The 24,774-nt window shown below is 65.7% G+C and carries 22 protein-coding genes; 19 read left to right on the top strand and 3 right to left on the bottom strand.

The window, feature by feature from the left end; translation table 11 throughout:
• Positions 1-84 precede the first annotated feature (84 nt).
• Complete coding sequence (locus AC6I9R_RS15555) at positions 85-306, top strand: hypothetical protein (protein WP_461426479.1); 222 nt, start codon at positions 85-87, stop codon at positions 304-306.
• A 92-nt stretch (positions 307-398) separates the two neighbouring features.
• On the opposite strand, the gene AC6I9R_RS15550 is transcribed toward AC6I9R_RS15555, so the two are convergent.
• A complete protein-coding gene (locus AC6I9R_RS15550) occupies positions 399-1,829 on the bottom strand; it encodes a DUF4350 domain-containing protein (protein ID WP_461426478.1) in 1,431 nt (476 codons plus the stop codon).
• A 175-nt stretch (positions 1,830-2,004) separates the two neighbouring features.
• The gene (locus AC6I9R_RS15545) at positions 2,005-2,853 is read right to left on the bottom strand and encodes a LysR family transcriptional regulator (RefSeq protein WP_461426477.1); all 849 of its coding nucleotides are present in this window, start codon (positions 2,851-2,853) and stop codon (positions 2,005-2,007) included.
• Positions 2,854-3,109: 256 nt separating this feature from the next.
• Between AC6I9R_RS15545 and AC6I9R_RS15540 the strand changes: the two genes are divergently transcribed.
• The 15 genes from AC6I9R_RS15540 to AC6I9R_RS15470 all read left to right on the top strand — a co-directional run bounded on the left by AC6I9R_RS15540 (position 3,110) and on the right by AC6I9R_RS15470 (position 19,504).
• Entirely contained in the window at positions 3,110-5,560 is a 2,451-nt protein-coding gene (locus tag AC6I9R_RS15540; protein WP_461426476.1) for a GcvT family protein, read from the top strand.
• Between the two features lie 30 nt (positions 5,561-5,590).
• Positions 5,591-6,214: a LysE family translocator gene (locus AC6I9R_RS15535; protein WP_497862961.1), complete on the top strand. Its 624-nt coding sequence runs from the start codon at positions 5,591-5,593 to the stop codon at positions 6,212-6,214.
• Positions 6,211-7,101: a homocysteine S-methyltransferase family protein gene (locus AC6I9R_RS15530; RefSeq protein WP_461426474.1), complete on the top strand. Its 891-nt coding sequence runs from the start codon at positions 6,211-6,213 to the stop codon at positions 7,099-7,101. The genes AC6I9R_RS15535 and AC6I9R_RS15530 overlap by 4 nt, the downstream gene beginning before the upstream one ends.
• The gene (locus AC6I9R_RS15525) at positions 7,098-7,517 is read left to right on the top strand and encodes a DUF2867 domain-containing protein (protein WP_461426473.1); all 420 of its coding nucleotides are present in this window, start codon (positions 7,098-7,100) and stop codon (positions 7,515-7,517) included. The genes AC6I9R_RS15530 and AC6I9R_RS15525 overlap by 4 nt, the downstream gene beginning before the upstream one ends.
• A complete protein-coding gene (locus AC6I9R_RS15520; RefSeq protein ID WP_461426472.1) occupies positions 7,514-8,344 on the top strand; it encodes an isocitrate lyase/PEP mutase family protein in 831 nt (276 codons plus the stop codon). Before AC6I9R_RS15525 ends, AC6I9R_RS15520 begins: the two co-directional genes overlap by 4 nt.
• Positions 8,337-9,884, top strand: a complete 1,548-nt coding sequence (locus AC6I9R_RS15515) for a trimethylamine methyltransferase family protein (RefSeq protein WP_461426471.1) — start codon at positions 8,337-8,339, stop codon at positions 9,882-9,884. The genes AC6I9R_RS15520 and AC6I9R_RS15515 overlap by 8 nt, the downstream gene beginning before the upstream one ends.
• 199 nt (positions 9,885-10,083) lie before the next feature.
• A complete protein-coding gene (locus AC6I9R_RS15510; protein WP_461426470.1) occupies positions 10,084-11,055 on the top strand; it encodes a membrane dipeptidase in 972 nt (323 codons plus the stop codon).
• Positions 11,052-12,734 carry a hypothetical protein gene (locus AC6I9R_RS15505; RefSeq protein WP_461426469.1) on the top strand — a complete coding sequence of 561 codons (1,683 nt, stop codon included), beginning with the start codon at positions 11,052-11,054 and terminating at the stop codon, positions 12,732-12,734. The genes AC6I9R_RS15510 and AC6I9R_RS15505 overlap by 4 nt, the downstream gene beginning before the upstream one ends.
• A complete protein-coding gene (locus AC6I9R_RS15500; RefSeq protein ID WP_461426468.1) occupies positions 12,731-13,270 on the top strand; it encodes a DUF3726 domain-containing protein in 540 nt (179 codons plus the stop codon). The genes AC6I9R_RS15505 and AC6I9R_RS15500 overlap by 4 nt, the downstream gene beginning before the upstream one ends.
• 126 nt (positions 13,271-13,396) lie before the next feature.
• Positions 13,397-13,963, top strand: a complete 567-nt coding sequence (locus tag AC6I9R_RS15495) for an FHA domain-containing protein (protein WP_461426467.1) — start codon at positions 13,397-13,399, stop codon at positions 13,961-13,963.
• The gene (locus AC6I9R_RS15490; RefSeq protein WP_461426466.1) at positions 13,960-15,471 is read left to right on the top strand and encodes a PP2C family protein-serine/threonine phosphatase; all 1,512 of its coding nucleotides are present in this window, start codon (positions 13,960-13,962) and stop codon (positions 15,469-15,471) included. The genes AC6I9R_RS15495 and AC6I9R_RS15490 overlap by 4 nt, the downstream gene beginning before the upstream one ends.
• On the top strand, positions 15,461-16,324 hold the full coding sequence (locus AC6I9R_RS15485) for a hypothetical protein (protein ID WP_461426465.1): 864 nt from the start codon (positions 15,461-15,463) through the stop codon (positions 16,322-16,324). Before AC6I9R_RS15490 ends, AC6I9R_RS15485 begins: the two co-directional genes overlap by 11 nt.
• Before the next feature lie 9 nt (positions 16,325-16,333).
• Complete coding sequence (locus AC6I9R_RS15480; protein WP_461426464.1) at positions 16,334-18,334, top strand: FHA domain-containing protein; 2,001 nt, start codon at positions 16,334-16,336, stop codon at positions 18,332-18,334.
• A gap of 13 nt (positions 18,335-18,347) precedes the next feature.
• Positions 18,348-18,797 carry a hypothetical protein gene (locus tag AC6I9R_RS15475; RefSeq protein WP_461426463.1) on the top strand — a complete coding sequence of 150 codons (450 nt, stop codon included), beginning with the start codon at positions 18,348-18,350 and terminating at the stop codon, positions 18,795-18,797.
• A gap of 44 nt (positions 18,798-18,841) precedes the next feature.
• Complete coding sequence (locus AC6I9R_RS15470; protein WP_461426462.1) at positions 18,842-19,504, top strand: phosphatase domain-containing putative toxin; 663 nt, start codon at positions 18,842-18,844, stop codon at positions 19,502-19,504.
• Positions 19,505-19,511: 7 nt separating this feature from the next.
• Here AC6I9R_RS15470 and AC6I9R_RS15465 read toward each other — a convergent pair whose 3' ends face one another.
• Positions 19,512-21,596 (bottom strand): serine/threonine-protein kinase, encoded by a 2,085-nt coding sequence (locus tag AC6I9R_RS15465; RefSeq protein ID WP_461426461.1) that lies wholly within the window; start codon positions 21,594-21,596, stop codon positions 19,512-19,514.
• A 261-nt stretch (positions 21,597-21,857) separates the two neighbouring features.
• Here AC6I9R_RS15465 and tig point away from each other — a divergent pair, with 261 nt between their 5' ends.
• The 3 genes from tig (at position 21,858) to AC6I9R_RS15450 (ending at position 24,618) form a co-directional block, all read left to right on the top strand.
• The gene (gene tig, locus AC6I9R_RS15460) at positions 21,858-23,183 is read left to right on the top strand and encodes a trigger factor (protein WP_461426460.1); all 1,326 of its coding nucleotides are present in this window, start codon (positions 21,858-21,860) and stop codon (positions 23,181-23,183) included.
• 229 nt (positions 23,184-23,412) lie between these two features.
• Positions 23,413-24,012 carry a hypothetical protein gene (locus AC6I9R_RS15455; RefSeq protein ID WP_461426459.1) on the top strand — a complete coding sequence of 200 codons (600 nt, stop codon included), beginning with the start codon at positions 23,413-23,415 and terminating at the stop codon, positions 24,010-24,012.
• Positions 24,013-24,093: 81 nt separating this feature from the next.
• A complete protein-coding gene (locus AC6I9R_RS15450) occupies positions 24,094-24,618 on the top strand; it encodes a hypothetical protein (protein ID WP_461426458.1) in 525 nt (174 codons plus the stop codon).
• Positions 24,619-24,774: the final 156 nt, after the last annotated feature.

The raw sequence follows: 24,774 nt of genomic DNA, 5'->3' as shown, positions 1-24,774 counted from the left end.
TCCGGGGCTTAACTGACCGATTTTCCCCTAGGCGTGGGCGCAGAATCGTGGGACGCAGCAGGTCAGAACCAAAGGGAGAAGACGATGGGTATTGGCGATATGTTGGGTGGCCTGATGGGCGGCGAAGGGCCGTTGGATGGCATCATGGACAAGCTGGGCGAGGCGGGCATTGACCTGTCGTCGCTGCAGGATCTGGACGCGGAGGCGGTGACCAACCTGCTGAGTGAAAACGGCATCGATCTGTCGATGCTGGAAGGGCTCGGCATCTCGGTCGAAGATATCATCGAGAAGATCACCGGCGCCTGAACGGGGCGACTGAACGGGCACCAACGCTATTGAGAAGGGCGCCTGCCAGACCTCTCGTGGGCGCCTTTTTTCGTGGCTGGCGCTAGAACGTCCTACACGCGTTCGGCCTGTGCGACGGGGGCAGGGACCGGCGGGACAGGGGAGACCGCAGGGACCCGGGGCACGGGGATTTCCTGTAGCAAACGGTCCAGAATGCGGAACGTGCGCCGTTCGTTGATGTTCTCGTTCGAGAACAAGGACAGGCTTCCGACGAGAATGACCTGACCCTCGCCGTGGCGACGGCTGAGGATAAAGGGCTCGCTCACGAAAGGCGCACCGGGGGTCTCGGGGGCGGTTTCGGCCAGAATGCGGTCCCCGGGGGCGGGGCGGATGCACAGCGAGACGTAGACCCTGTGGGTTTCGGCAAAGCCGGTGCGCTCGCTGAAGATCCCATCGGGGGCGACGTTCTTCCAATGCCCGCTCGCCCGTGCCGTGACGTCGAACCCGAACATGTCCAGAATGGCGCGTTTCCGCGACAGGTCGGTGCGGTCGGCCAGCACGATCAGGGTGCCGCCCTGTTCCACGAAATGGCGGTAGTTCGGGTCGGTGCGATAGGTCGTGTTCGTGCGCGCCAGCATGAGGACCGGATTCTTCTGGCCCGCGATACCCACCCAGAGGGCTTTTTGGGCCACGATGGTCTTGCAGCCCGAAAGCTCCAGATGTTCGCGCATCTGGACATGGCCCTGTTTGTCGTCGCCCGTGGCGCTTTGGAACAGCGGCGTGCCGGCTTCCTCAAAAATGACGGTACACGAGGTGTCACGGTCATCGACATCGACCATGACATCGACGACGCGCTGGAACAGGGCGAGTGCGCCGTCGATGGCATAGACAAAGCCGGTGGTGGCCACGACCAGCAAGGTGGCCTGGACCGTTTGAAGCCCCGACATCTCGCGCAGGGTCAGGGTCAGCGGGCCATCGACCAGAAGCATTCCCCCGATTGCGCAGATCAAGGTCGCCCCGGCGGCGGTCTGGATCGCGCGGGTGTCATGGCCGATCTTGCGGCCCATGTTGGGGGTCGGCATGCGTTCGTGGGTGAAGGTGAAGACCAGAGCGGCAAAACCCACAATGGCCAGGAGGCCGCCGATGGCGGTGGCGTAGAAGCCGATGAGGGTGCCCGGCGCGAGCGGCAGGTGGAACCAGAAGGCGGTTATCGCAGCCCCAAGTGTGAGCGCGCGCGTATCGGCATAGATGAGCCCATCTTTCCTTTGGTTTGAGACAGGTGTGAAGTCGCGCAGCACTAGGCCATTGGAATAGCGCTTCTCGAACCGGCTTTCGCCGAAAATGCCGAAGAGGCCGACGATGGGGATGAACGCTGCGAAGAGGATCAGGGCATAGGGACTGGCGATTGTGGCGCTGACCATTGTCCAGCCGAGGCCGAGAATAGCGACGAAGCTCCAGACATTGATGAGGAACTGCATCGGTTTGAAGGCGACTTCTTGGACGCGCATGACGGCGGGGACCACGATGGGGAAGACGAAAAGCACGTAAGCTGTGAAGGGCGCGAGGTGGCTGTCGAGCCAGGCGTAGGTGTCTTGCGTACGCGCGATGGGCCATTGGACGAGGCGCCATTGCGCGGCGGTGACCAGGGCGGGCCCAACGGCGCTTTGGCCGCCTTGAAAGAGGATCCAATAGAGGCGCGCGCGGGCCGGGGCGGTGGGGTTAGCCGTCGCCCATCCGGGCGCGCAGCACTTTGGCCATGCGGCGGTAGCCCGCGCGGTGGCGGTTGCGCAGGTGCATGGCGATGAACACGGGCTGGGTGATCCGGGGGGCGTCCGCGATGTCGTGGGCAGTGCCCTCGGCGATGAGGCTCTGGGCCATTTCCGTGGGCAGGTAGGTGGTGCCGCCAAGCGCGATCAGCAGGCCGCGAACGGCGGCGGCCTGGCCGCTGGAGACGGAGCCGAGGCTGAGGCCGGGCAGGAGCGCGGCGTGGGTCTGGGCGAAGGCGGGGGCGTAGTTGGGCAGGATGTAATTGGTGGGCTGGATGTCGTTCAGGGCGGCCTCGGTCGTCGAGATCATCTGGTAGGTGACCTCTCCCATCGACTCGAAATAGAGGTCCGGCGAGGGGCGGGGCGTGAAGACGACGCCCAGGTCGAGGGTGCCGGTCTCCAGGTCGCGGCACATCTGCGTGGAGTAATCGCCGTCGACGTAGAAGCCGCACTCGGGCAGGGCGCTGCGCAGGGCGGCCAGCCAATCGGCGACGTGGTTGTCGATCAGGTCGTGCTGGATGCCGATGCGCAGCATGACGGCGGTGCCGAAGGGCTTCACGTCGGCCTGGCCATCGGCCCAGGCCCGGCGCAGGACGCGGGCGTGGGTCTCGAACCTTAGCGCCGCCGTGGTGGGCTGGGTGCCGGAGCGGGAGCGTTCAAACAGGCGCTCGCCCAGGGCCTTTTCCAGCGCTTTGACCCGGCCCGAGACGGTGGATTGGGTCACGTCGAGGCGGTCGGCGGTGCGGTTGAAGCTTTGGGTATCGAGGAGGTCGAGGAAGGTTTCGATTTGGTCGATTTGCATGGGAAGTTGGGCTTTATTTGGGGGTGGGCGGGCCCGCCCGCCCGCCCCTGTTGGGGGTTTCACCCCCGTCCTTCGGACTCCCCCAGGATATTTGGAGAACGGGGAAGGGGGGTGTGGGGCGGGGTGGCTAATCGGTTTTTCAGATCAAAACAGATGTGCCTTGCGAATTGAAGTCCCAAGTTTCCGATACGATACTTGCGCGCGTTAAGAGTTTTCAGGCGCGCGCGCGACGCGCTGCCGACAGGGGGAGAGAGACATGGCGGATCTGCCAAGCACTGCAAGGGTTGTCATCATTGGGGGCGGGGCCGTTGGGACCTCGGCTTTGTATCATCTGGCGATGGGCGGTTGGACGGACTGCGTGTTGTTGGAGAAGAATGAGCTGACGGCGGGTTCGACCTGGCACGCGGCGGGGAATTGTCCGAACTTCTCGACCTCCTGGGCGGTGCTGAACATGCAGCGCTATTCGTTGGAGATGTACCGGGGGTTGGCCGAGAAGGTCGATTATCCGATGAACTACCATGTGACGGGGGCCTTGCGGCTGGGTCACACGAAAGAGCGGCGGCAGGAGTTTGAGCGGGTGATGGGCATGGCCCAGTACCAGGGCCTCGATATGCAGATGCTGAGCATGGAAGAGACGAAGGAGATGTATCCCTTCATCGAGACCCATGATCTGTCGGCTGTGTTGTGGGACCCGCTGGACGGCGACATTGACCCGGCGCAGTTGACCCAAGCGATGGCCAAAGGCGCGCGGGATTTGGGGGCGCAGATCCACCGGTTCACGCCTGCCACCGGCGTGCGGCGTGAGAACGGCGAGTGGATCGTGGAGACCGAGAAGGGCGAGATCCGTTGTGAGTTTGTGGTGAACGCCGCCGGTTATTATGCGCAGCGTGTGGGCGAATGGTTCAAGCCCCATGGCGGGCGCACGGTGCCGATGATCGTCATGTCGCACCAGTATTTCCTGACCGAGGAAATCCCGGCGGTGAAGGAATGGACGGAGGCCAACGGGCGCAAGCTGCCGATGATCCGCGATGTGGACAGCTCCTACTATCTGCGCCAGGACAAGCACGGGCTGAACCTCGGGCCCTATGAGCGGAACTGTAAGGCGCACTGGGTGACGCCCGATGATCCGATGCCCGATGACTTCAGCTTCCAGCTTTACCCCGACGATCTGGACCGCCTTGAGTGGTACATTGAAGACGCGATGGAGCGGGTGCCGATCCTGGGCGAGGGCGGCGTGGGCCGCAATATCAACGGTCCTATTCCCTATGCGCCTGATGGCCTGCCGATGATTGGGCCGATGCCGGGCGTGGAGAACGCGTTTGAGGCGCATTCCTTTACCTTCGGCATCGTCCAGGGCGGCGGTGCGGGTAAGGTCCTGTCGGAATGGATCATGCATGGCGAGACCGAATGGGACATGTGGGCGGTCGATCCGCGCCGCTACACCGATTACGCCGATCACTCCTATTGTCTGGAAAAGGCGCTGGAGACCTACGGGCACGAATACGGGATGCATTTCCCGTGGAAATCCTGGCCTGCGGGGCGCGACAAGAAGCTGTCGCCGAATGATGCCAAGGTGCGCGAATTGGGCGGGCAGATGGGCTCTTTCGCCGGATGGGAACGGGCCAATTGGTTCGCCAAGCCCGGTGATGATACCTCGCTGGAAGCCACCGAGACCTGGGAGCGCAATGGCCCGTGGGAGCCGCGGGTGCGCGAGGAATGTGAGGCGGTCCGCGACGGCGTCGGCGTGCTGGACCTGCCCGGGTTCTCTCGGTTCAACCTGGAAGGTGAGGGCTGCGCCGAATGGCTGCGGGGCCGCATCGCGGGCGCTTTGCCGAAGATCGGCCGGATGAACCTGGCCTATTTCCCCGACACGCGGGGCCGGATCCTGACGGAGATGTCGCTGATCCGCCACGACGAGGATCACTTCACCCTGATCACCGCCGCGCCCGCGCAATGGCACGATTACGAGGTGCTGTGGCGCGATGGCCTGCCTGAGGGCGTGAGCCTGACGGATCACACCCGCGACGTGAGCACGCTGATCGTGACAGGCCCCAAGGCGCGGGAATTGTTCGAGAAAATCGGCACCGAGGCGGATCTGTCTCTGGGCTGGCTGACCCATCAGGACGCCAAGGTGGCGGGCCATGCCTGCAAGATGTTCCGCGTGTCCTTCGCGGGCGAGTTGGGCTGGGAGGTCCATGCGCCGTTCGACACGATGCCGATGATCTATGAGGCCGTGCTGGCGGCAGGGGCTGTGCCGTTCGGGATGTTCGCGCTCAACGCACTGCGGATCGAGAAGGGATATCGCGCGTGGAAGGGCGATCTTTCGACCGATTACACCCTGCTGGAAGGCGGGATGGAGCGGTTCGTGAAGTTCGACAAGCCGCAGGATTTCCCCGGCAAAGCGGCGCTTCTGTCGGAAAAGCAGAGCGGTGTGAAGAAGCGCTTCGTGATCCTGAATGTCGATGCGGGCGCGGCGGATGCGCCTTACATGTCGACGATCACATACGACGGCGAAGTGGTGGGCGAGACGACCTCGGGCGCCTGGGGCTACCGGGTGGGCCATTCCGTGGCGCTGGCCATGGTGCGCGCCGATCTGAGCGCGCCGGGCACGGAGCTGAACGTCAACATCTACGGCGAGATCTGCAAAGCCACCGTGCAGGGCGATGGCCCGATCTGGGACGCGGCCAACGAGCGTATCAGGGCATGATCAGGGTCTGGGCATGATCGGATCGCCGCTGTGAGTGTGGAGGTCTACCTTCTTTATCTGGGCGTTCTCGTCGCATTCTTCGCGACCCCGCCCGATACCTCTCAGCTATTGATCATGTCCAACAGCGCGCGGCACGGGTTGCGGCGGTCCCTGGCGGTCGTGGCGGGGGATCTGACGGCCAACAGCTTGCAGATGACGGCGGCGGCGTTTGGGTTAACGGCGTTAATCGCAGCCTCTGCCGATGCGCTGTGGGTCGTGAAATGGGCCGGTGTCGCCTATCTGGCCTGGATCGGGGTGCGGCTGATCCTGTCCAAACCAAGCGCCGATGCCCCCAAGCCCGCCACCACGGCTCTGTTCCGGCAGGGGTTCGTGACCTCTTCGGCCAACCCCTATGCGGTGGTGTTTTTCGGGGCGCTGTTCCCGCAGTTCATCGATCCTTCCGTGGCGATCCTGCCGCAGCTGCTGATCCTGGGCGTGACTTATCTTGTCGTGGACGGGCTGACCTTGATCGCCTGGGGTTGGGTCGCAGCGCGCACCCTGGGCCGGATCAAGGTGCTGCAGGGGATCTGGCTCAATCGGATCTCTGGGGGATTGATGCTGGCTGCCGCCGTGTTACTGGGCTCGCGTGATCTTTCGGTGGAGGCGAGACAATGACGGAAATTACGATCCTTGACGGGGGGATGGGGCAGGAACTGGTGGCGCGCTCGGGCATGCCGCCGACGGCGCTGTGGTCAACGGACGTGATGCGCGCCAAGCCGCATCTGGTGGGCGAGATCCACCGCGATTTCTTCAACGCGGGCGCCCAGATTGCCACCGCCAACACCTATGCGATCCACCGCGACCGCCTGGATCATGCCGGTGTGGAAGAGGAATTCGTCAGCCTGCACAAGACCGCGCTGGATCAGGCGCTGAAGGCGCGCGATGCCCATGGCGCGGGCCGTGTGGCCAGCGCGATTGGGCCTTTGGGGGCGTCCTACCGCCCCGATCTGATGCCGCAACACAGTGCCGCCGTGGCACTTTATGCCGAGATCGCCACGTTGCACGCGCCCCATGTGGATCTGATGATTTGCGAGACGATCACCTCTCTCGCGCAGGCCGAGGCGGTGCTGGACGGCACGCTGGGCCACGATGTGCCGGTCTGGCTGGCGTTCAGCGTGGATGACAACGATGGCACGCGCTTGCGCTCGGGTGAGGCATTGGCCGATGTGCTGGCGATGGCGGGCGATGCGGCGGCGCTGCTGGCCAATTGCTCGGTCCCCGAAGTGATGCCTGCGGCACTGGAGATCCTGGGGCGGGGCGGCAAGCCGTTTGGCGCCTACGCCAACGGGTTCACTGAGATCAGCGCGGGCTTTCTGGGCGATGCGCCGACGGTCGATGCCTTGACCGCGCGCAGTGACCTGGGGCCCGAGGCCTATGCCGATCACGTCATGGGATGGATCGATCAGGGTGCCACAATCGTCGGCGGCTGCTGTGAGGTGGGGCCGGTTCATATTGCCGAAATCACCCGCCGGGTGAACGCCTTGGGGGACGGGCTGCCATGACAAGCCTCAAGCGTCCGCTGCGGCCGCCCGATTGGTCCGACACCCACGCGGCGCCCCTGCGCGCCGACCTGACAACGGCGCGCGCGGCCTATGAGGTGGCGCTGGGCCAACTTCCGCCCTGGGTCGCCCGGGCGATGGCGATCCGCAATGGGATCGTGGGCCGTTTGGGCCTGAGCACGCCGTCACTGGATCAAGGCATGGCCGATCTGCCCGTTGTCTCCGAGGCCCCGGGCGCCTACGAGTTGGGCCTGATCGACCGCCACCTGACCTTCACGCTCCAGACCATCATCGAAGAGGGCAGCGCGCGCCTGACGACGCGGATCTGGTTCAACCATTGGACCGGGCGGCTCTATCTGGCGGTGGTCCTGATCCCCCATAAAATCATTGTAAAACTCGCCCTAAGGAGGTTGGCATGAGCTTGCCTGACAGGCACGAGACCTTTGCGCGCCTCCATGGGGGTGGCTGTTTCGTGATGCCCAACCCTTGGGATCGCGGCTCGGCCCGGCTGATGGCGGCCTCGGGCGCGGTGGCGCTGGCGACGACCTCGGCGGGGCACGCGTTTACGATGGGCCGCCCCGATATGGGCGGCGTGAGCCGCGACGAGGCGCTGGCCCATGCCCAGGACATCGTGTCGGCAACGCCCTTGCCCGTGAGCGGCGATTTCGAGAACGGATTTGGCGATGACCCCGAGACGGTGGCCGAAACCGTGCGGATGGCCGCCGAGGTGGGCCTGTCGGGCTGCGGGATCGAGGATATGGGGTTCGACCGCGGGCTGCGGGCCTATGACTTCGAGCTGGCCGTGGAGCGGATCAAAGCCGCCGTGGGTGCCGCGCGGGCCTTGGGGCGGCCCTTCGTGCTGACCGCGCGTGCCGACGGGGTGATGAACAAGCTTTACGATCTGGAGGAGGGCATCGCGCGCTTGCAGGCCTTTGAAGCGGCGGGCGCCGATTGTCTCTACCTGCCGGTGCCGCCGGGGAGGGCGGAACTGGAACGCGTGTTGGGGGCGGTCACCGCCCCGGTCAATGCGCTGGCGGCGGGCCCCTTACGGGACCTGCCGGTGACGGAGCTGGCCGCGATGGGGGTGCGGCGCGTGTCGCTGGGCGGGCAGGTGGCCCGGCTGACCCACGCGGCCATTCGCGACGCGATGACAGGCGTGGTGGCGGGGGATTTGACCGTGCTCAAAGGCAGTGCCCCGGGCGATGAAATTGATGCGATGCTGAGGGAGGGTAGCGCAGATGACTGAGATCATGGAGAAAAAGAGCCGTCGGGGCGGAGGCCGCGCGGCGCGGGTGGCAGCACGGGCGGCGGCCTTGCCCGAGGAAATGCGCCCGATCCGGGCGGGCATGGAAGGCGGCACCTTGAAGGTGCTGACCGACGCCCAGGTGGGCCAGATCCACGAGGCGGCCTTGCAGGCGCTGGAGACCATCGGGCTGGTCGATGCACCGCAATCGGGCATTGATCTGATGGTCTCGGTCGGCGCGATCTATAGCAGCGAGGACGGACGCGTGCGCTTCCCGCGCCAGGTGGTCGAAGACGCGCTGGGCAAAGCCGCGCGCGCCATCACCCTGAAGGGCCGCGACCCGGCCCACGATCTGGAGCTGTGGGGGACCAAGGTCCATTACGGCACGGCGGGGGCCGCGGTTCATATCGTCGAGCCGGAAACCAACAGCTACCGCGAATGCACCGCCCAGGATCTGCACGATGCCGCCCGGATCACCCAGGCGCTGGACAACGTGAATTTCTTCCAACGCCCGATGGTCTGCCGCGATGTGGCCGACAATCTTGAGATGGACCTGAACTCCATCTACGCCTCGGTCGCGGGCACGACCAAGCACATCGGCATGTCGTTCAGTGACCCCTCCCATGTCGCACCCTGCATGGAGTTGATCCATCAACTGGCGGGCGGAGAAGAGGCCTGGCGCGCGCGGCCCTTCATGTCCAACACCAACTGTTTCGTGGTGCCGCCGATGAAATTCGCCACGGAATCCTGCGAAACGATGGAGCTGTGCATCCGCGCGGGCATGCCGATCCTGCTGTTGAGCGCGGGCATGGCGGGGGCCACGGCGCCCTCGACCATTGCCGGGGCCGTGACGCAGGCCACGGCGGAGTGCCTGGCGGGCCTCGTCTATGTCAACGCGTTGGCGCCGGGGCATCCGGCGGTTTTCGGGACCTGGCCCTTCGGGTTGGACCTGCGCACCGGCGCGATGTGCCTGGGCTCGGGCGAGCAGGCGTTGCTGTCGTCTGCCTGCGCGCAGATGCACCAGTTCTACGGGCTGCCCGGCGGGGCTGCGGGCGGCGCGTCGGACAGCAAAATGCCCGACATGCAGGCGGGGTGGGAGCAGATGTGCTCCAACGTCATGGCGGGCCTGTCGGGCTTGAACATGGTCTATGAGGCGGCGGGAATGCATGCCTCTCTCCTCGGGTTTTGCCTGGAATCGTTGATCCTGTCGGACGATCTGATCGGCCAGGCGATGCGCTGCGTGCGCGGGATTGAGGTGAATGAGGACACCCTGGCGCTCGATCAGATGGCCGAGGTCTGCCTGGGCGGCAACGGGCATTACCTGGGCACCGACAAGACGCTGGCGCTGATGCAGACGGATTTCGTCTACCCCACCTTCGGCAACCGGATGAGCCCGAAGGAATGGGAGGAGAACGAGAAGCCCGACCTCGTGGCGAACGCTCGCGCGCGCAAGGAGAAGATCCTGTCGCAACCGGCAGGGCTGGTGGCGCCGGATCTGGATCTGGCGGTGCGGGAGAAATACGCGATGTATTTCCGGAATTGAGGGGGGTGCCTGGATTTGTTGAGGGCGGCGCTTTTGGTGGGTGTGGGAGCCTCCCCTATCGGCGGGAAAACCCGCCTAACGGCAATGGGCGGGGATATTTTAGGAACGGGGAAATGGGGGGTGCGCGTCTAGTGGTGACGGGAGCGCGAGCGGCGGTTGCGGGATTGACGGGGTTCTTTGGATCGGGCCAGATCGCGGTATGAGAATTGATGGTCTGCAATATTGTAACTGGTCGCGGCGCATTTTTGAGGAAATGCGCGCAGGCGGTTTGGATGCGGTCCATGTGACCATCGCCTACCACGAGGTGTTCCGCGAGACGGTGCTGCAGATGGAGCGCTGGAATCGCTATTTTGAGGATCATGGGGATCTGATTGTGCCCGCGGGCTCTGCCGCCGATGTGGCGGCTGCGCGCGCGGCGGGCAAGACGGCGATTGTGTTTGGGGCGCAGAACCCGTCGCCGATTGAAGATGACATTGGGCTGGTGCAGATCCTCCATAGGCTGGGTCTGCGTTTCATGCAGCTGACGTATAACAACCAGTCGCTGCTCGCGACGGGGTGCTATGAGGCGGAGGATCCCGGGCTGACCCGCATGGGCCGCGAGGTGATTGCCGAGATGAACCGCGTTGGGATGGTGGTGGACATGTCGCATTCCGCCGACCGTTCTACCATCGAGGCGGCGGAGCATTCCACGCGGCCGATTGCGATCACCCATGCCAACCCGTTTGATTGGCATCCGGCGCGGCGCAACAAGCGCGCTGAGGTGATCGAGGCTGTCGTTGCAGGCGGCGGGATGATGGGATTTTCCCTTTATCCGCATCATCTTAAGGGGGGCAGTGCCTGCACTATGGACAGTTTCTGCGGCGCGATGATGGACGCGGCAGCGCGCTACGGCGTGCAGCATTTCGGCATCGGCAGCGATCTGTGTCAGGATCAGCCCGACAGCGTGGTGGAGTGGATGCGCGTGGGCCGGTGGACCAAGCGAATTGATTATGGCGAGGGCTCGGCCTCTGCGCCGGGGTTCCCGCCGCAGCCCGAATGGTTTCGCTCCAACGCGGATTTCCCGGGGCTTGAGGCGGGGTTGAGGGCGGTGGGGTTTGACGACGACTGCGTGGCCGCGTTGATTGGCGGCAATTGGTTCAACTTCTTTGACAAGAACTTCGGTCCGCAATGAAACAGCCCTTGCCCCAAACCATCGAGATGCGCGACCCGCAAGAGGTGATGACCCTGGCGCGCATGGGCTCCATGCACCAGTCGCGCTTGTCGTTCATGCGGGTGCTGTTGCGCCGGATGAAGCGCGAGGCGTGGCAATTTTTCCGACCGGAGTGGGAGATTGATGGGCGTGGCGAGGGCCATGCCGTCTACACCGTGCGCGCGCGGGATCGCGCCTATTCGCTGGTGGCCTTCGCCCATGATCTGCCCGCCGAGATGCGCTCGGACCGGGTGATTGCCACGGCGTGGGACGCGACGTTTGTGCTGTTTGATGGCGTGCCAACGGTTAACGACATTAACGATTTGCGCGCCAATGTGCCGAAGCAGGAGGCGGGGCGGGTCTCGGACAGGGTTCTGACGCTGAGCCGTGCGAACCGGTCGGTGCGGCTGTGGGATCATGTGGTTGGCGCGCTGGCCTCGGGCCGACAGCCGGATGCCGAAAAGATCGCCGAGGTGGGGTATTTGATGCGCACCACGGCCGTCTATGGCTCGGCCAAATTCGGCGCGGCGGACCGGGCCGCGATCGAGGCGCGGGTGGAGTTGAACGCGCCGTTTCAGGCCGAGATGTTGACCGTCTACCTGGTCCGCACCTTCGTGATGGACCTGGTCGAGCATATGGCGCGAGCGCAGGATCCCGGCGCCGCGCGGTTTGATCCGGCGTTGAAACGGCGCTTTGGGATCGGCAACTCGACGGGCCTGGGAATGGCGCCGTTTCTGGTGAACCACTCCAAGTTGATCCACCATTGGATCGCCGCGCGTGAATGGGCGCTGGCGGAGGTGAGGGGGCTTTCCCACGCCTCGGTCACGGAAGTCGCCACGTTCCGTAGCTTCGCCGAGCGTGCCGCGCGCAATGCGCGGGAGTGGCAGTCCGCGCATCCGATCCAGCAGGCGAAGCTGGTGCAGCTGCGCGCCGATATGGACGCCTTGCAAGCGCATCTGGAAACCCACGATTTCAGCGCAGAGCGGCCCTGGGATAGGCTTTGGCGTTGGGCGGAGGTGACGCTGGGGCTGGAGGGGCAGGAGCAATTGGCCTCGCTTTTGTTGGAGCCCTATGGGCCCCTGATTGACGACGCGGCGGGCTGCATGGCCGCCGATGAGACGCCGGAGCGGATCGACGGGCGCATGGAGGTTAACGCCGTTAAGGATCTGATCGAATGCATCCATCCCCGGGCGCTTACGACCGATTGGACCGCGCCCGAGGCCTGCGCGCGGGTCTGGTACACCTCGGCCGAGAAGCTGGAGCCGCGCCTGGGGGAGCGGGCGGAAGAAGACCTGGACGCCTACGCCAATGCGCTGTGCCCGGCCCATGATGCGGCGAAGCTCTACGCTGCGCTGGACGCTCACACCGGGCCCATCGCGGCGTTCCTGCTGCATGCGCCCGAGCATCGCCATACGGTTCGCCGCCTGCAACTGGCCGCGCGCCATCCCTATGCCGAGATCCGCGATAACACGACCCACGCCGACATGGCCCCGATTGACCTTCTGCGCGCAAAGCTCAGCTTTTTTGGGGCCACGCGGTTCGATCCACGCTCGGACCGGTGGCTGCGGATCACCATGTTCCAAAACGCGCCGTATCCCGGTGAGCTGGCCGATGCCGACCCCGATGGCTGGAGCTATCCGCCCCTTGAGGCCGCCGAGTGACCCAAGATCTGTCGCTCGGAGAGCTGCAATCGCTCTGCGTCAAGGCCACGCGCGGGGCCGGGCGCGCGGTTGGTGTGGCCGAGGATGCGGGCCATGCGGTCCGTTGGCTGACCGCGCGCGGCGAGGAGGGCGCGGGCGCCTTGGTGGCGCTTTTGCGCGCGACCGACGGCTTGCCTGTGGGCGACATGATCCCCGCGCTTCCCGCGTTCACGCCGGTCAAACAGGGCCTCTGCCCCCTGGCGCTCGGCGGTTACCTCTCGGATATGGGCGTGTTGCCCGACGGCCCCCTTGGTCCCGTGTGGAGCCCGATCCTGCTGCTGCCCTTTCTGGCCAAGGTGACGCCCCATGGCGTCGATATTGACCCTGACACGATGGCGCTGACCCCTCGCGCAACGCCGCGCGCCGCCACCCAAACCCGCGCGCAGGTCAGCCTGGAAATCCTTAACGCCCTTAACACTTTCGCCGCCCGCACCTATGCGCCCGCGACCGAGCAAAGCCGCGCGGGCGCCGGGGCGGGCACGTCGGACAACGACTGACACGCGCCCAAGGGAGGGTTTCCGCCACTCGCCCCCGGTGGCAAACTCCTTCATCAAGGCGCGGAATATGCTACCCTTTCGACGACCCGGGCGATGCGACGCGCCGCGAAAAGCGAGAAGACGACGATGGCGAAGAAGCCCATCCTGACCGATGATCCCCTGGAGGCTGCCCCCGCCGCCGCGCCGATGGCCGCGACGCGCCCGGTGGCGGCTGCCGAGCCGACACCTGCTGAGCCGACACCTGCCGCCCCCCCGCCGGGAGGCCGCGATGCCTCGGGCCACGCCCGGCCCAAGACGCGGATCCTGGGCTACGGTGGCGATGCAACGCCAGAGACCCCGCAAGCCGAGGCGCCGCCCGTGGGCTGGCTGGTCGTCACCGCTGGGCCCGGACACGGCGCGGCGCTGCCGGTGATTTCGGGCATGAACAGCATCGGGCGCGGTGACGGCCCGCAGATCCAGCTTGATTTCGGCGACGACGCGATCAGCCGCGATGCCCATGCTTTCGTCACCTACGACGATGCCACGCGCCGCTTTTTTGTCAGCCACGGCGGCAAGACCAACCTCGTGCGGCTCAACAACACGCCGGTGCTGGCAACCGAAGCGCTGGCCCATGGCGACACGCTTTCCATCGGTGCGACGTCCCTGCGTTTCGTGGCGCTTTGCGGCGATGATTTCGATTGGTCCCAGACATGAGCGCGACCGCAAGCGGCATTTCCTACGACGTGGCCACCGCCCTGTGGCAGGGCGCGCGGCCCTACCAGGAAGATACGCTGCTGGCCGATTTCCACGGCGGCCTCGACCGCGGTTTTGCGATCCTGGCGGACGGGATGGGCGGCCATGCGGCGGGCGATCTGGCGTCCCGGCTGGTGGTGATTGACGCGGCAAGCCACCTGAAATTCCTGATGCACGATGGCGCGGCGCTGGAGAAATCCCTGACGTCCGAGCTGACCTCGGCCGTTGAGACCGCCAACGAAGTGATCAAGGATCGCGCCGCCGATGATCGCCGCCTGCACGGGATGGGCACGACGTTCCTGGCCACGGTGCTGTTTGAGGATCGCTTATACTGGGCGTCCGTGGGCGATAGCCCGCTGTACCTTTGGCGCGAGGGCCGCCTGCGGCAGTTAAATGAAGATCATTCCATGGCGCCGGTGATCGACGAGATGGCCCGTACCGGCGAGATCACGGCAGCGGAGGCGGCCAACCATCCGGACCGCAACGCCTTGACCTCCGTGCTGATGGGCAATGCGTTGAAGGCGATGGATGTGCCCACGACGGCGACGGTGCTGGACCCGGGCGATGTGTTGATCCAGGCCTCGGACGGGGTGCAACACCTTGAAGAGGCGGAGATTTCCCGGGTTGTGGCGCGCGGTGGCAGCAGCCGAGAGATCGCCGATGCGCTGATGGATGCCCTGCGTGATCTGAATGACGAGACCCAGGACAACACAGCCATTCTGGTGCTGCAACTGGCCGAGGCTCGGGGTGCTGTGCGGGCGATGGCGACGACCTCTGACACCACAGAGCGCGCGGTGGGCGTGCCCTTGGCCGCGGTCGATACACCAGCGCCGCGCGCGCCGACCCCAACCGATGTCGCGCGCCCAGTGGGGGCGCGCCGCTGGGTTCTGCCTGCGGGCCTTCTGGGCGCGGCTGCCGTCGCCGCCGGGTTGGTCTTTGCCCTGCCGGCCCTGCTTTCCGGGCCCGAAACCACGGGTTTCGAGACGGCGGCCGTGACGCCCACCGTGGCGCCGCAACCGGCGCCGGCCCTCATCACGCCCGCCCCGAGCGTGGTTGCCCCGTCGGCGGCATCGACACGGTCTGTTGTGCAAGCGCCCGAGGTGGTGGCAGATGCGGCTGGGGCCGATACCCATGAAATCGTTGGAGAAACTGCGCCCCTTGGCGAAGAGATCCTGGCGACAAATACCCCAACAATCATCGGCGACAAACTGGCCGTGGAGATCATGAGCCAAGTCCCGACGCCCGCCCGCGCCGCGACGCTTGAATTCGGGGGTGAGACGGGTGGAGAGGCTTTGGCCCCGGGCGCCAACGCCATCGGCCTCGACGCATTGACGCCAGCCTCCGATGCCGTGCCCCAAAGCGAAGGCATCAGCGCGCCGGAGGGGGGCGTGGACCCGCTGCTGCCGGTTCCCGCCCCACGATCCGAGCGCGCGCGGCCCGGCGACGGAGGCCTTTCCGATGGCGGGTGATGTCGAAGTCTCGATCCATTGGGCCGCGACCAACGCGGTGCTTATGGCCGCGCAAACCCTGCGCACGCCCGTGGAACTGGGCCGCTTCGGCGCGGAAAACACCGGCCGATTGAGCGCCGGGGACGGGCAGGTCGTGCCGTTTGGCGAGGGGTTCGGCACGTTGTCGCGGCAACATATGACCATCTCTGAGGCCTCTGACGGGGCGTTGATCGTCACGGATCTATCGTCGAACGGCGTGTCGCAGATCGCCCACGCCGGGGCCGCGCCCGTGGCCATGGGGCGCGGCGGCACGGTCGCCATGTCGCCCGGCACCTTGCGCGCGTTTGAAACGGTCGGCCTGCGGGTCACGGTCAGCGCCCCGAAGGCGGCGCGGGTGGATGCCATCGGCCAGCCGCTGCACCTGGTTTATGACAGTGCCTCGACCGGGCGGCTGAAGGCGCTGGACCTGGACGGTGTGTCCATCGCGCTGGTGGCCGAAGGGCGCGAGGTCCTGATGCGCCGCCGCCCCGGTGAAGCGCGCGCGGCGCTGGACGCGCTGCGGGCGGAGGGGGGGCGATGCCTGGTGATGGTTGGCCCCGACGGAGCAGGTGGGATCACGGCAATTGGGGGGGTGGGCGGCGAAGTCTCTCACAATCGCCGCCTGCTGGAGGCCGATGAAGCGGTGCCGATGGATCATCTGGACACGGTCGAGATCCGGGGGCAGATGTTGCGGATCATGTCGGCAGAGGACGGCAAGGGCCTGTCGTGCAGCAACCCCGCGTGTCGTCAGCTGAACCCCTATCTTCCGGGCGAAAACTGCCGTTATTGCGGGCAGCGCCTGGGCGATGGCACCTCTTACTGGGTACACTCCTAAGGTGCTGGTATGATTGTGTTTCCCGTCCGATTTCGGGTCCGTCAGATCGGCATGGATGGCGCGTTTACCGGCCCTTCGCGCATCTTGTTGTGCGAGGATCCCGGCGCCTTTCTGGTCGGCAAATCGGCGGATGCCGATGTGCCCCTGTCCGGCGATGCGGTGTCGCGACGGCATATGACGCTGGTGCTGGACCGTGACGCCGTGCGCATCCGGGATGAGGGCTCTACCAATGGCACCACGGTGAACGGCTCGCGCGTGGATGAGGTGGCGCTGTCGGTCGGCGATCAGGTCCGCATTCCGGGCTGGGTGCTGGAGCTGTTGGCGCCCGCCGACACGCCCGAGGCGGTGTCGCGCATCGGCGGGGCGGAGGTGGACGCGAGCCTCGTGTCGCGCCTGGTCAGCCCGGACGCCGCCGCGCCGCCGGTCACCCGCCGCACTTTCCCGGACGCTGAGTTTGGCGGGCGTGACATGGTCTCGGTCGAGGCGCTGCGCGCCTCTGGCCACCCCGTTGAAGAGGTGCGTTTTTGCGCCGTGGGCGGCGGGCTTGGCAGCTTCGTCTGGGTGGATCACCTGCGGTGCTACGGCGTGAAACCGGGTGATATCCGCGTCCTGGGAACCGATGCCACCTGCTATCAGACCTACAAAAGGTACTGCAAAAACAGCCAGATACCGGATCATGAACGGCTGCGCTCCAACTCACTCAGCCGCCCCGACAACATCTGGGGCTTCCCCGGTTACGCTCTGCGCGAGGCGGGCAAGGGCACCGGGTTCAAGGGGCTGATTCAGGTGCTGGCCGAACCCGCCCTGGCGCAATCCTACACGCCGCGCGCAGGTGATGTGTTCGACAGCCTCGACACGGAAGCCGCGCGGATCGGCTGGCCCGAGATGCTGCTGAAAGCGCAGGTGCTGAGCCTGCGCAAGACCACGGACGGACGTTACGCGCTGGCCACCAAGCTTTGGGGCGGGGAGGCGATTGGCCAGGCGCGCAACCGCTATGTCATCGCCGATGTCGTCCACCTCTCCACAGGCTATCCGGCGACGCGGTTTGTTGATGATTTTCAGACCTTTATCACTAATCACCCCGACGCCCGCGCGCAGGTGGCCAATGCCTATGAGCCCCACGATCAGATCTATCTGGAGGCGGAGCGGCGCGGCGGCCCGGTTCAGGTCATGGTGCGGGGGCGGGGCATCGTGGCCTCGCGCATCATCCAGCGCCTCCATGAGGCGCGCGCCAAGAACCCGCAGATCCGCGTTCTTCATTCGATGCGTACGCCGCTGGGTCCTCGTGACGGGGCGGGCTTCCGCGCTGCCCGCAGGTTGGTGCGTCATAACGTGGAAATTCAGCCGTTTAACTGGCCGAAATCCTGTTGGGGCGGGGACCTGAGGGCTGAATATGAGGCCGCCGATCCCGCCACCCGCGGCGCGATGCTGGCGCAGCTTGGCGGCACCACGACCGCCGAGCGCCGGGACTGGATCAAGCTGATCAAGCGTGGCACGCAGGAGGGGTGGTACACCCCGATTTTCGGCAGCATCCAAGACCTGCAGCCGCTGGCAGCACAGCCCAATCAGCCCGAGGGCGTGCGCGTCAACATCGCGACGCCAGAGGGGAGCGTAGAACACCTCAACGCAGACTACCTCATTGATTGCACAGGGTTAATCGCCGACATCCGCCGCGCGCCCCTGCTGGCTGATCTGCTGGACACCTATGATCTGCCGCGCAATCACGCCTATCCCTTGGACGCCTCCGGGCCGGGCACGCCGCTGGGTCTGGCGGCGAGCAATGATTTTGAGGTGGAAGGCCTGCGCAACGGCGCGGGCAGGGTCTATGCCGCGGGCACGATCACCACGGGCGGGCCGTATCTGGCGGTCGACAGCTTCCTTGGCCTGCAATATGCGGCCCTGCGCTCGGTCGATCATATCGCGGAGGAGCGGACCCATGGGGTGCGCCGCCTTGGGCCGCTGCGCTCGGCTGCGGGGTGGAGCAAATGGATGATCGGGGCCAAGCCATGAGGGGGGTGCAGCCATGATCCCGACCCTTGCGGGCCGTCTGCAAACGCGGCTTTTCCTGTTTATTGTCATTGGCTTGCCAGTCACGCTGGCATTCGGGCTGTGGCAAACGGGGGGGCAGTGGGACTGGTCGCGCATCCAGCTTTATGTCTGGTTCCTGTGTACGGTCACGGGCCTGGGCCTGCTGCTCGACCCGATCTACATTTTCGCGCAGTCGCTGCGGTGGGAGAGGGATTGGCCGTTCGTCTTTCAGGCCTTCTTTTCGTGGGTCGAATTCGCCCTGGCGCTGGCCCTCGCGCGGACGGGGCTACTGCCGTTCCTCCCAGAGGCGGCCTTTGCAAGCCTTGGCCCCCTGGTCCTGCACTTCACTCTGGTCTTCGTGCCCTCCTTCCTGGCGCTGTTGGGGCCGATGCAGGTGCTGTTCATCCGCTGGCGCTTCAAGGGCGGGCAGTTGGGCAAGCTGTAGATCCGCCCCCTTGCAATCCGCGCGCGCCTGCAACAAGGGGAGGCATGAGCCCCAGTCTGCCCCAGAAGATCGCCGCCGCCTGGGCGGTGTTGACCCACAAGTATGATCAACGGATCGACAGCGCCCTGGGGCGCTGGCAGGGGCAGTTCTATGCCGCGACGATCGACCATGGCTGGTTGCGCCGGCGCTGGACCAATGAGGGCCAGATCGCCGAGGGGCTTTATCGATCCAACCACCCCAATGCGCAGGCGTTGGCGCGCTGGAAGGCGCGCGGTGTCCGCCATGTCATCAGCCTGCGCCCGGCGCAGGGTGCGGTCCATGCCTTTGAAGTTGAGGCCTGCGCAGCGCTCGGCCTGACGCTAATGAACGCGCCCCTGACCGCGCGCGAAGCGCCGCGGGTTGAGGGGCTTTTGCGGCTGTTGGATATGTTTGACCGCCTGCCGCCGCCCCGCGAGAACCCGGTGCTGATCCATTGCAAATCCGGCGCCGACCGCACCGGCCTGGCAGCGGCGCTTTGGGCGATCCATGTGGAGGGCAAACCGGTGGCTGAGGCGCAGCGGGCGTTAACCTTCCGGCACCTGCATATCCGCGCGTCCAAGACCGGGGTGCTGGACCGTTTCCTGGAAGCCTACGCCGCCCGGCTGGCCCGAGGGCCCATCGACCTGCGCGCCTGGGTCGAGACAGAGTACGACCCGGCAAACCTTTGAAACCGCGTTAGTTTAGCCAGGTTTCCAGCTCCAGATCCGCGGTGCAATCTGATCCGTCGCTGGTGCCGATCCAGACCTGCACGCGGCCCTCGATGGCCTCTTGCCCGCTCAGGTTCAGCATCGGCAGGATGCCCCCGTTGCTGTTGTCATCGAAGTGCCAAACGCCGTCCTGGGTGTTGACCAGAAGCGTCGTGTCGCAGACCGAGACGACCTGCATTTCCAGCCGCCCGAATTGTTCCATTTCTGACAGGGTCAAGGTGTAGGTGGGCGCCCTGTTTGCCACGCCCACGGCGTTGAACGGCAGGCCGTCGCAGGCCGACAGGTCCGTGGTGCCGCTGGCGTCGGTGATCAGGGTCTGGGGGCTGTAGATGTCGGTCCCGGTGTAGCGCTGCGCTTGCCCGAGCGCGGCGGGGTCGGGGCAGGCGGCGGGCGCGGGTGTTGTGCCGGGCCCAGAGTTGGGGCGTGAGGTGCCGACCAGCATCAGGTCCATCTCGGCGCGGGTGGTACGCAACTCGACGTTCAGGCGCGCGGCCTCGGCCTCGGCGTCGGCGAGGTTGGCGGCCATGCGTTGCAGATCGGCCAGGGCCGCGGCGCGCTCGGCCTCGGCGGCCGCGCGCGAGGCCAGCACAAGGTCCATTTCCGGCGGCAAGTCGGCCGCGGCGCGGGCCGTTTCCAGATCCGCTTGCAGCGCGGCAATCTCGGCGGCTGCGGTGGTTTGCTCGGCCAGCGCCCGGTCCAACTGGCGGCGCAAAGCGGCGGCCTCTTCGCCGCCGCCGTCACCTGCCGCGCGCAGCTGGTCGCGCAGGTCTGTGACCGTCTCGGCCAGCTCATCGGCGCGGGCGTCGGCCTGTTCGCGGGCCTCCAGAGCAAGATCAACCTCGGCCTGTAACCCGTTGGCGGTGCTCGACATTTCGGCCATTTCAGCCTCCATCTCGGACATAGCGGATTGGGCTGCGTCCAACTGTTGGCGCAGCTCCGTGTCCGTGACCAGCGGATCGCTGAGCGCGTAGACGCCGACGCCCACCAGCGCCATGGCGGAGACGCTCGCGATCAGCGCGCCTTTCCAAACGCCGCCGTTGGCGGGGGCCGGGGCAGGTGCTTTGGGTGGTGCTTGGGGCGGTGCCGCAGGGATGATCCGCGTCGTGGAGTCGGGCAGCGCTTTGAACCAGGCCGCGGCGTCTGCCGGGCGTTCGCGCAGGGGACGCGACAGGGCGCGGTCGATCAGCGCCAGAAGGCGCGGATCATGGGCGGGGAAACGGCCCGCGATGGGCTGGTAGGGGTCATCCTCGCCGTTCGACACCTTCTGCGCACGCTCATCGGCGGGCGCGGGGGCGGCACCGCTGATGCAATGGTAAAGCGTCGCGGCCAGGGAATAGAGGTCCGAGGCCGGGCCCTGTTCGGTGCCCGCCACGTAGAATTCATTCGGCGAATACCCGTCCGAGACCACGCGAAACGTGCCCGCCGCGCGCGATTGCGCCTTGGTTTCCTGCCGCGCGGCGCCGAAATCGATCACCACGGGGCTGTCGAGCGGGTCAATGCGGATGTTGGCGGGCTTGATATCGCGGTGCAGCAGCCGCTCCTTGCCCTTGGCGGGCGCATCGCGGTGCAGGTAATCGAGCGCGGCCAGGAGGGCGCGGGTCAACTCCATGATATAGTCGGGGGTCAGCAGCTCGGGCTCATGGGCGATCACATGCTGCAGATCGCGCCCGTCGATGTAGTCCATCGCCATATAGGCGGAGCCATTCTCTTCAAACAGGGTCTGGACGTGGACGATGTTGGGATGGCGCAGCGCCGCCAATGTCCGCGCCTCGCGCAGAAACAGCGTGCGCGCCGTCTCGAACGGCTCGGCGGTGGAGGCGCTGGCCGCCGACACGGTGAAATCGCCCGCGCGCAACGCCAGGCCCGCCGGAAAGCACTCCTTGATGGCGACCTTGCGTTCCAGGTTGTCGCGCGCCTCGTAGGTGATCCCGAAGCCGCCCGCCGCGATCCGGCCCGTGATCCGGTACATGCCCTGGCTCAACTCGGCGCCCACCGGAAGCTCTCCGGCGGGGCCCTCTGGCAGGATCCGGGTCTTGTCGGGGTCGTCGGACATCGAAAATGCGGGCCTTTGGGCGGGTTAAATCGGGGGCAGGCGAGGCGCAGACAGGCCCCCTCAATGTGGCGATTCCACGCTCATTTTGTAAACCTCCGGTTTACCTTACGCAAATGTGCCCGTGCGGCCCCGCGCGCCGCGCGCTTCCCCTTGCGCCTCAGCCCTCGCGCCCATAGAAGGAGCGCGATTTTCAAGACGATTGATGCTCGCGCGTGACCCGACGAACCGGACCGTGCGCGCGATGCCAAAGAGGATGCCCCGATGCAAATCACCGAGACCCTGGCCGAGGGCCTGAAGCGCGAATACACGATCACCGTTCCGGCAACCGATCTGGAAAGCCGCGTGAACGCCAAGCTGGAAGAAGCCCGCCCCGAGGTGGAGATGAAGGGCTTCCGCAAAGGCAAGGTGCCGATGGCGCTGTTGAAAAAGCAGTTCGGCCCCCGGGTGATGGGCGAGGCGATGCAGGAATCCGTCGATGAAGCGATGCAGGGCCACCTGGACGAGAGCGGCGACCGCCCCGCCATGCAGCCCGAGGTCAAGATGACCAACGAGGATTGGAAAGAGGGCGACGATATTGTCGTCTCCATGGCCTATGAAAAGCTGCCCGAGATCCCGGACGTGGATTACAAGGCGATCAAGCTGGAAAAGCTGGTGGTGACGCCCTCTGACAAAGAGATCGACGAGGCGCTGAAAAACCTGGCCGAGAACGCCGAAAGCTTTGCCACCAAGAAGGGCAAGGCCGCCGACGGTGATCAGGTGGTGTTCGATTTCCTCGGCACCGTGGATGGCGAGGCCTTTGAGGGCGGCGCGGCAGAAGACTTCCCGCTGAAGCTGGGCTCCGGCCAGTTCATCCCCGGCTTTGAAGAGCAGCTGGTGGGTGTGAAAGCCGGCGAAAGCAAGGACGTGGAAGTGACCTTCCCCGAGGAATACCAGGCCGAGCATCTGGCCGGCAAAGCCGCCGTCTTCGCCTGCACCATCAAAGAGGTGAAAAAGCCCGTCGCCGCCGAGATCGATGATGAGCTGGCCAAGAAGTTCGGTGCCGAAGATCTGGAGGCCCTGAAGGGTCAGATCACCGAGCGTCTGGGCGCCGAGTACAAGGGTGCCGCCCGCGCCGTGATGAAGCGCTCGCTTCTGGATCAGCTGGACGAAGTGGTGAACTTCGAGCTGCCGCCCTCGCTGGTGGATGCCGAGGCCAAGCAGATCGCGCATCAGCTGTGGCACGAGGAAAACCCCGAGGTGGAAGGCCACGACCACCCCGAGATCGAGACGACGGAGGAGCATACCTCTCTGGCCGAGCGTCGCGTGAAGCTGGGTCTCTTGCTGGCCGAGTTGGGCCAGAAGAACGACGTCACGGTGTCTGATGCCGAGATGACGCAAGCGATCATGACCCAGGCGCGCCAGTACCCGGGCCAGGAACGCGCGTTCTTCGAGTTCATCCAGCAGAACCAGGCCGCCCAACAGCAGGTCCGCGCGCCGCTGTTTGAGGACAAGGTCGTCGATTTCATCGGCGAGATGGCCGAAGTGACCGAAAAAGAGGTGTCGCAAGACGACCTGAAGGCCGCTGTGGACGCGCTGGACGAGGAATAAACCCCGTTCCAGGCGACTCACCTACACACAAGGGCGTCCCGCACGGGGCGCCTTTTTTTATTGGGCAAAAGGCCCCTTGTTATCGAATAACGCGTCGCCGCTTTTGAAAATCAGGCGGGGTTGGGGGCATCTTCATCCCATCGCCGCACCCCGGCATTTTTCATTACGATCCCTTTTCTTACGACCCCGTTCTTTTTCGCCCCTTTCATTCATCCAAAGGCTTAATCCCATGTTCAGATTTCCCATTGCAGCGGTGGTCGGCCTTACCACGGCTCTGACCGCTGCCAGTATCGCCCAGGCCGACACGATCATCTATCAAGGCACCCCCACGTTCGAGCCGCTTGTTATCACGCGCGGTGAGGCCACCGTCCTGCCGGGCGCCACCCATGACATTCTGCAGGATCCGGCGTTCCACCGTCTGGCACAGATGTGCGAGACCATGGGTCTGGCCTGCGGCCCGGATGAGATCACCGCCCAAGGTGGCATCGCCCCGGTCTGGAGCCCCGGCCACATGGCCGACGCCGAAAAGCGTCTGGCCCAGTTGCTGGAGGACCGTGACGCGGCACAGACGCTGCCCGGTATCCTTCCGCCCCGCATCCCGCCGCGCCTGTTCGGTTGGAACACGCCGTTCTCCGGCCATGTCTGGCCGCGCCCCCATGGCATCACGCCGCCGCTGGCGCATCTTTACCCGGCTCAGCCCTCGACCGTGCTGCCGAACCTGCCGCGCCCGCATCACGACCTGTCGGGCTTCTTTCACCGGCTCAACACCCCGGCCGCGATGCCGCATACGATCCTGCCGCGTCCCACTTTTCCGTGGCGCACTTTCTAACCCCCGCCCTTGCTTTGCCCCGTCGCAGTGGTGACGGGGCAGGGCGCCCTTTTCCCCCCAATTCATTCGAGTAGAAAAACCATGAAACGCACTTTCCCCCGTACCCTTCCCCTCCTGGCCGTTTTGGCCGCGACCCTTGCAGCCCCTGTGGCGGCGCAGGATATCTCGTCGATCCTGAACCCCGGCAATTTCGCCGCGCGCCTGAACACCGGCGCCAACCCGGCGTTTGCCAATCTGCCCTCCGACATGTCGGGTCTTTTCGCCGGTCCCAATGTGGCCGCGCGCCTTCACCCCTCCGCCGGGGCGCAGATCGCGGCCCTTGCACCTGCCGCGCAGGTTCAGACCAGCCGGTTGGCGCCGCTGACCTCCATGGCGCCGGTTCCGCGCGGCGGAATTGCCCGTGTGATGACCCCTGCGGTTGAAATCGCCCCGTCGGTTGCCGCCCCCGCCGACGGCCCGGATCTGGTCACGGCGATGGCCGCCGCAGCCGACGCCGCGCCCGCGGGATCAAACACCTTTGTGGTCAACGGAGCCGTCATCGCGTCCGAGCCAAGCGCCGTCGAGGCCCCGCGCCGGACCCTTTGGCAGCGCCTTTTTGGCAGCTGATTTAGACCCGAAATCAAGGCGTTGGCCCGGTTGGGCCAGCGCCTGTTGTACAGGGATGGACCGTTTCCAAAAAAGAGCTTTGGTCGAACGGCCCGCCCGGCTATCGTTAAACGTGTGCAACGAAGGTCAGGGTTTCCGTAGTTCTGCGGGTGTATT

The sequence above is a fragment of the Gymnodinialimonas sp. genome (assembly GCF_059726805.1).
This window is presented reverse-complemented; position numbering and strand designations above follow the sequence as displayed.

Excerpts from the sequence above, each read along its gene's own strand:
- AC6I9R_RS15555 (WP_461426479.1), top strand. The coding sequence starts at position 85 with ATGGGTATTGGCGATATGTTGGGTGGCCTGATGGGCGGCGAAGGGCCG.
- AC6I9R_RS15545 (WP_461426477.1), bottom strand. The coding sequence starts at position 2,853 with ATGCAAATCGACCAAATCGAAACCTTCCTCGACCTCCTCGATACCCAA.
- AC6I9R_RS15540 (WP_461426476.1), top strand. The coding sequence starts at position 3,110 with ATGGCGGATCTGCCAAGCACTGCAAGGGTTGTCATCATTGGGGGCGGG.
- AC6I9R_RS15530 (WP_461426474.1), top strand. The coding sequence starts at position 6,211 with ATGACGGAAATTACGATCCTTGACGGGGGGATGGGGCAGGAACTGGTG.
- AC6I9R_RS15525 (WP_461426473.1), top strand. The coding sequence starts at position 7,098 with ATGACAAGCCTCAAGCGTCCGCTGCGGCCGCCCGATTGGTCCGACACC.
- AC6I9R_RS15520 (WP_461426472.1), top strand. The coding sequence starts at position 7,514 with ATGAGCTTGCCTGACAGGCACGAGACCTTTGCGCGCCTCCATGGGGGT.
- AC6I9R_RS15515 (WP_461426471.1), top strand. The coding sequence starts at position 8,337 with ATGACTGAGATCATGGAGAAAAAGAGCCGTCGGGGCGGAGGCCGCGCG.
- AC6I9R_RS15510 (WP_461426470.1), top strand. The coding sequence starts at position 10,084 with ATGAGAATTGATGGTCTGCAATATTGTAACTGGTCGCGGCGCATTTTT.
- AC6I9R_RS15505 (WP_461426469.1), top strand. The coding sequence starts at position 11,052 with ATGAAACAGCCCTTGCCCCAAACCATCGAGATGCGCGACCCGCAAGAG.
- AC6I9R_RS15495 (WP_461426467.1), top strand. The coding sequence starts at position 13,397 with ATGGCGAAGAAGCCCATCCTGACCGATGATCCCCTGGAGGCTGCCCCC.
- AC6I9R_RS15490 (WP_461426466.1), top strand. The coding sequence starts at position 13,960 with ATGAGCGCGACCGCAAGCGGCATTTCCTACGACGTGGCCACCGCCCTG.
- AC6I9R_RS15485 (WP_461426465.1), top strand. The coding sequence starts at position 15,461 with ATGGCGGGTGATGTCGAAGTCTCGATCCATTGGGCCGCGACCAACGCG.
- AC6I9R_RS15480 (WP_461426464.1), top strand. The coding sequence starts at position 16,334 with ATGATTGTGTTTCCCGTCCGATTTCGGGTCCGTCAGATCGGCATGGAT.
- AC6I9R_RS15475 (WP_461426463.1), top strand. The coding sequence starts at position 18,348 with ATGATCCCGACCCTTGCGGGCCGTCTGCAAACGCGGCTTTTCCTGTTT.
- AC6I9R_RS15470 (WP_461426462.1), top strand. The coding sequence starts at position 18,842 with ATGAGCCCCAGTCTGCCCCAGAAGATCGCCGCCGCCTGGGCGGTGTTG.
- AC6I9R_RS15465 (WP_461426461.1), bottom strand. The coding sequence starts at position 21,596 with ATGTCCGACGACCCCGACAAGACCCGGATCCTGCCAGAGGGCCCCGCC.
- tig (WP_461426460.1), top strand. The coding sequence starts at position 21,858 with ATGCAAATCACCGAGACCCTGGCCGAGGGCCTGAAGCGCGAATACACG.
- AC6I9R_RS15455 (WP_461426459.1), top strand. The coding sequence starts at position 23,413 with ATGTTCAGATTTCCCATTGCAGCGGTGGTCGGCCTTACCACGGCTCTG.
- AC6I9R_RS15450 (WP_461426458.1), top strand. The coding sequence starts at position 24,094 with ATGAAACGCACTTTCCCCCGTACCCTTCCCCTCCTGGCCGTTTTGGCC.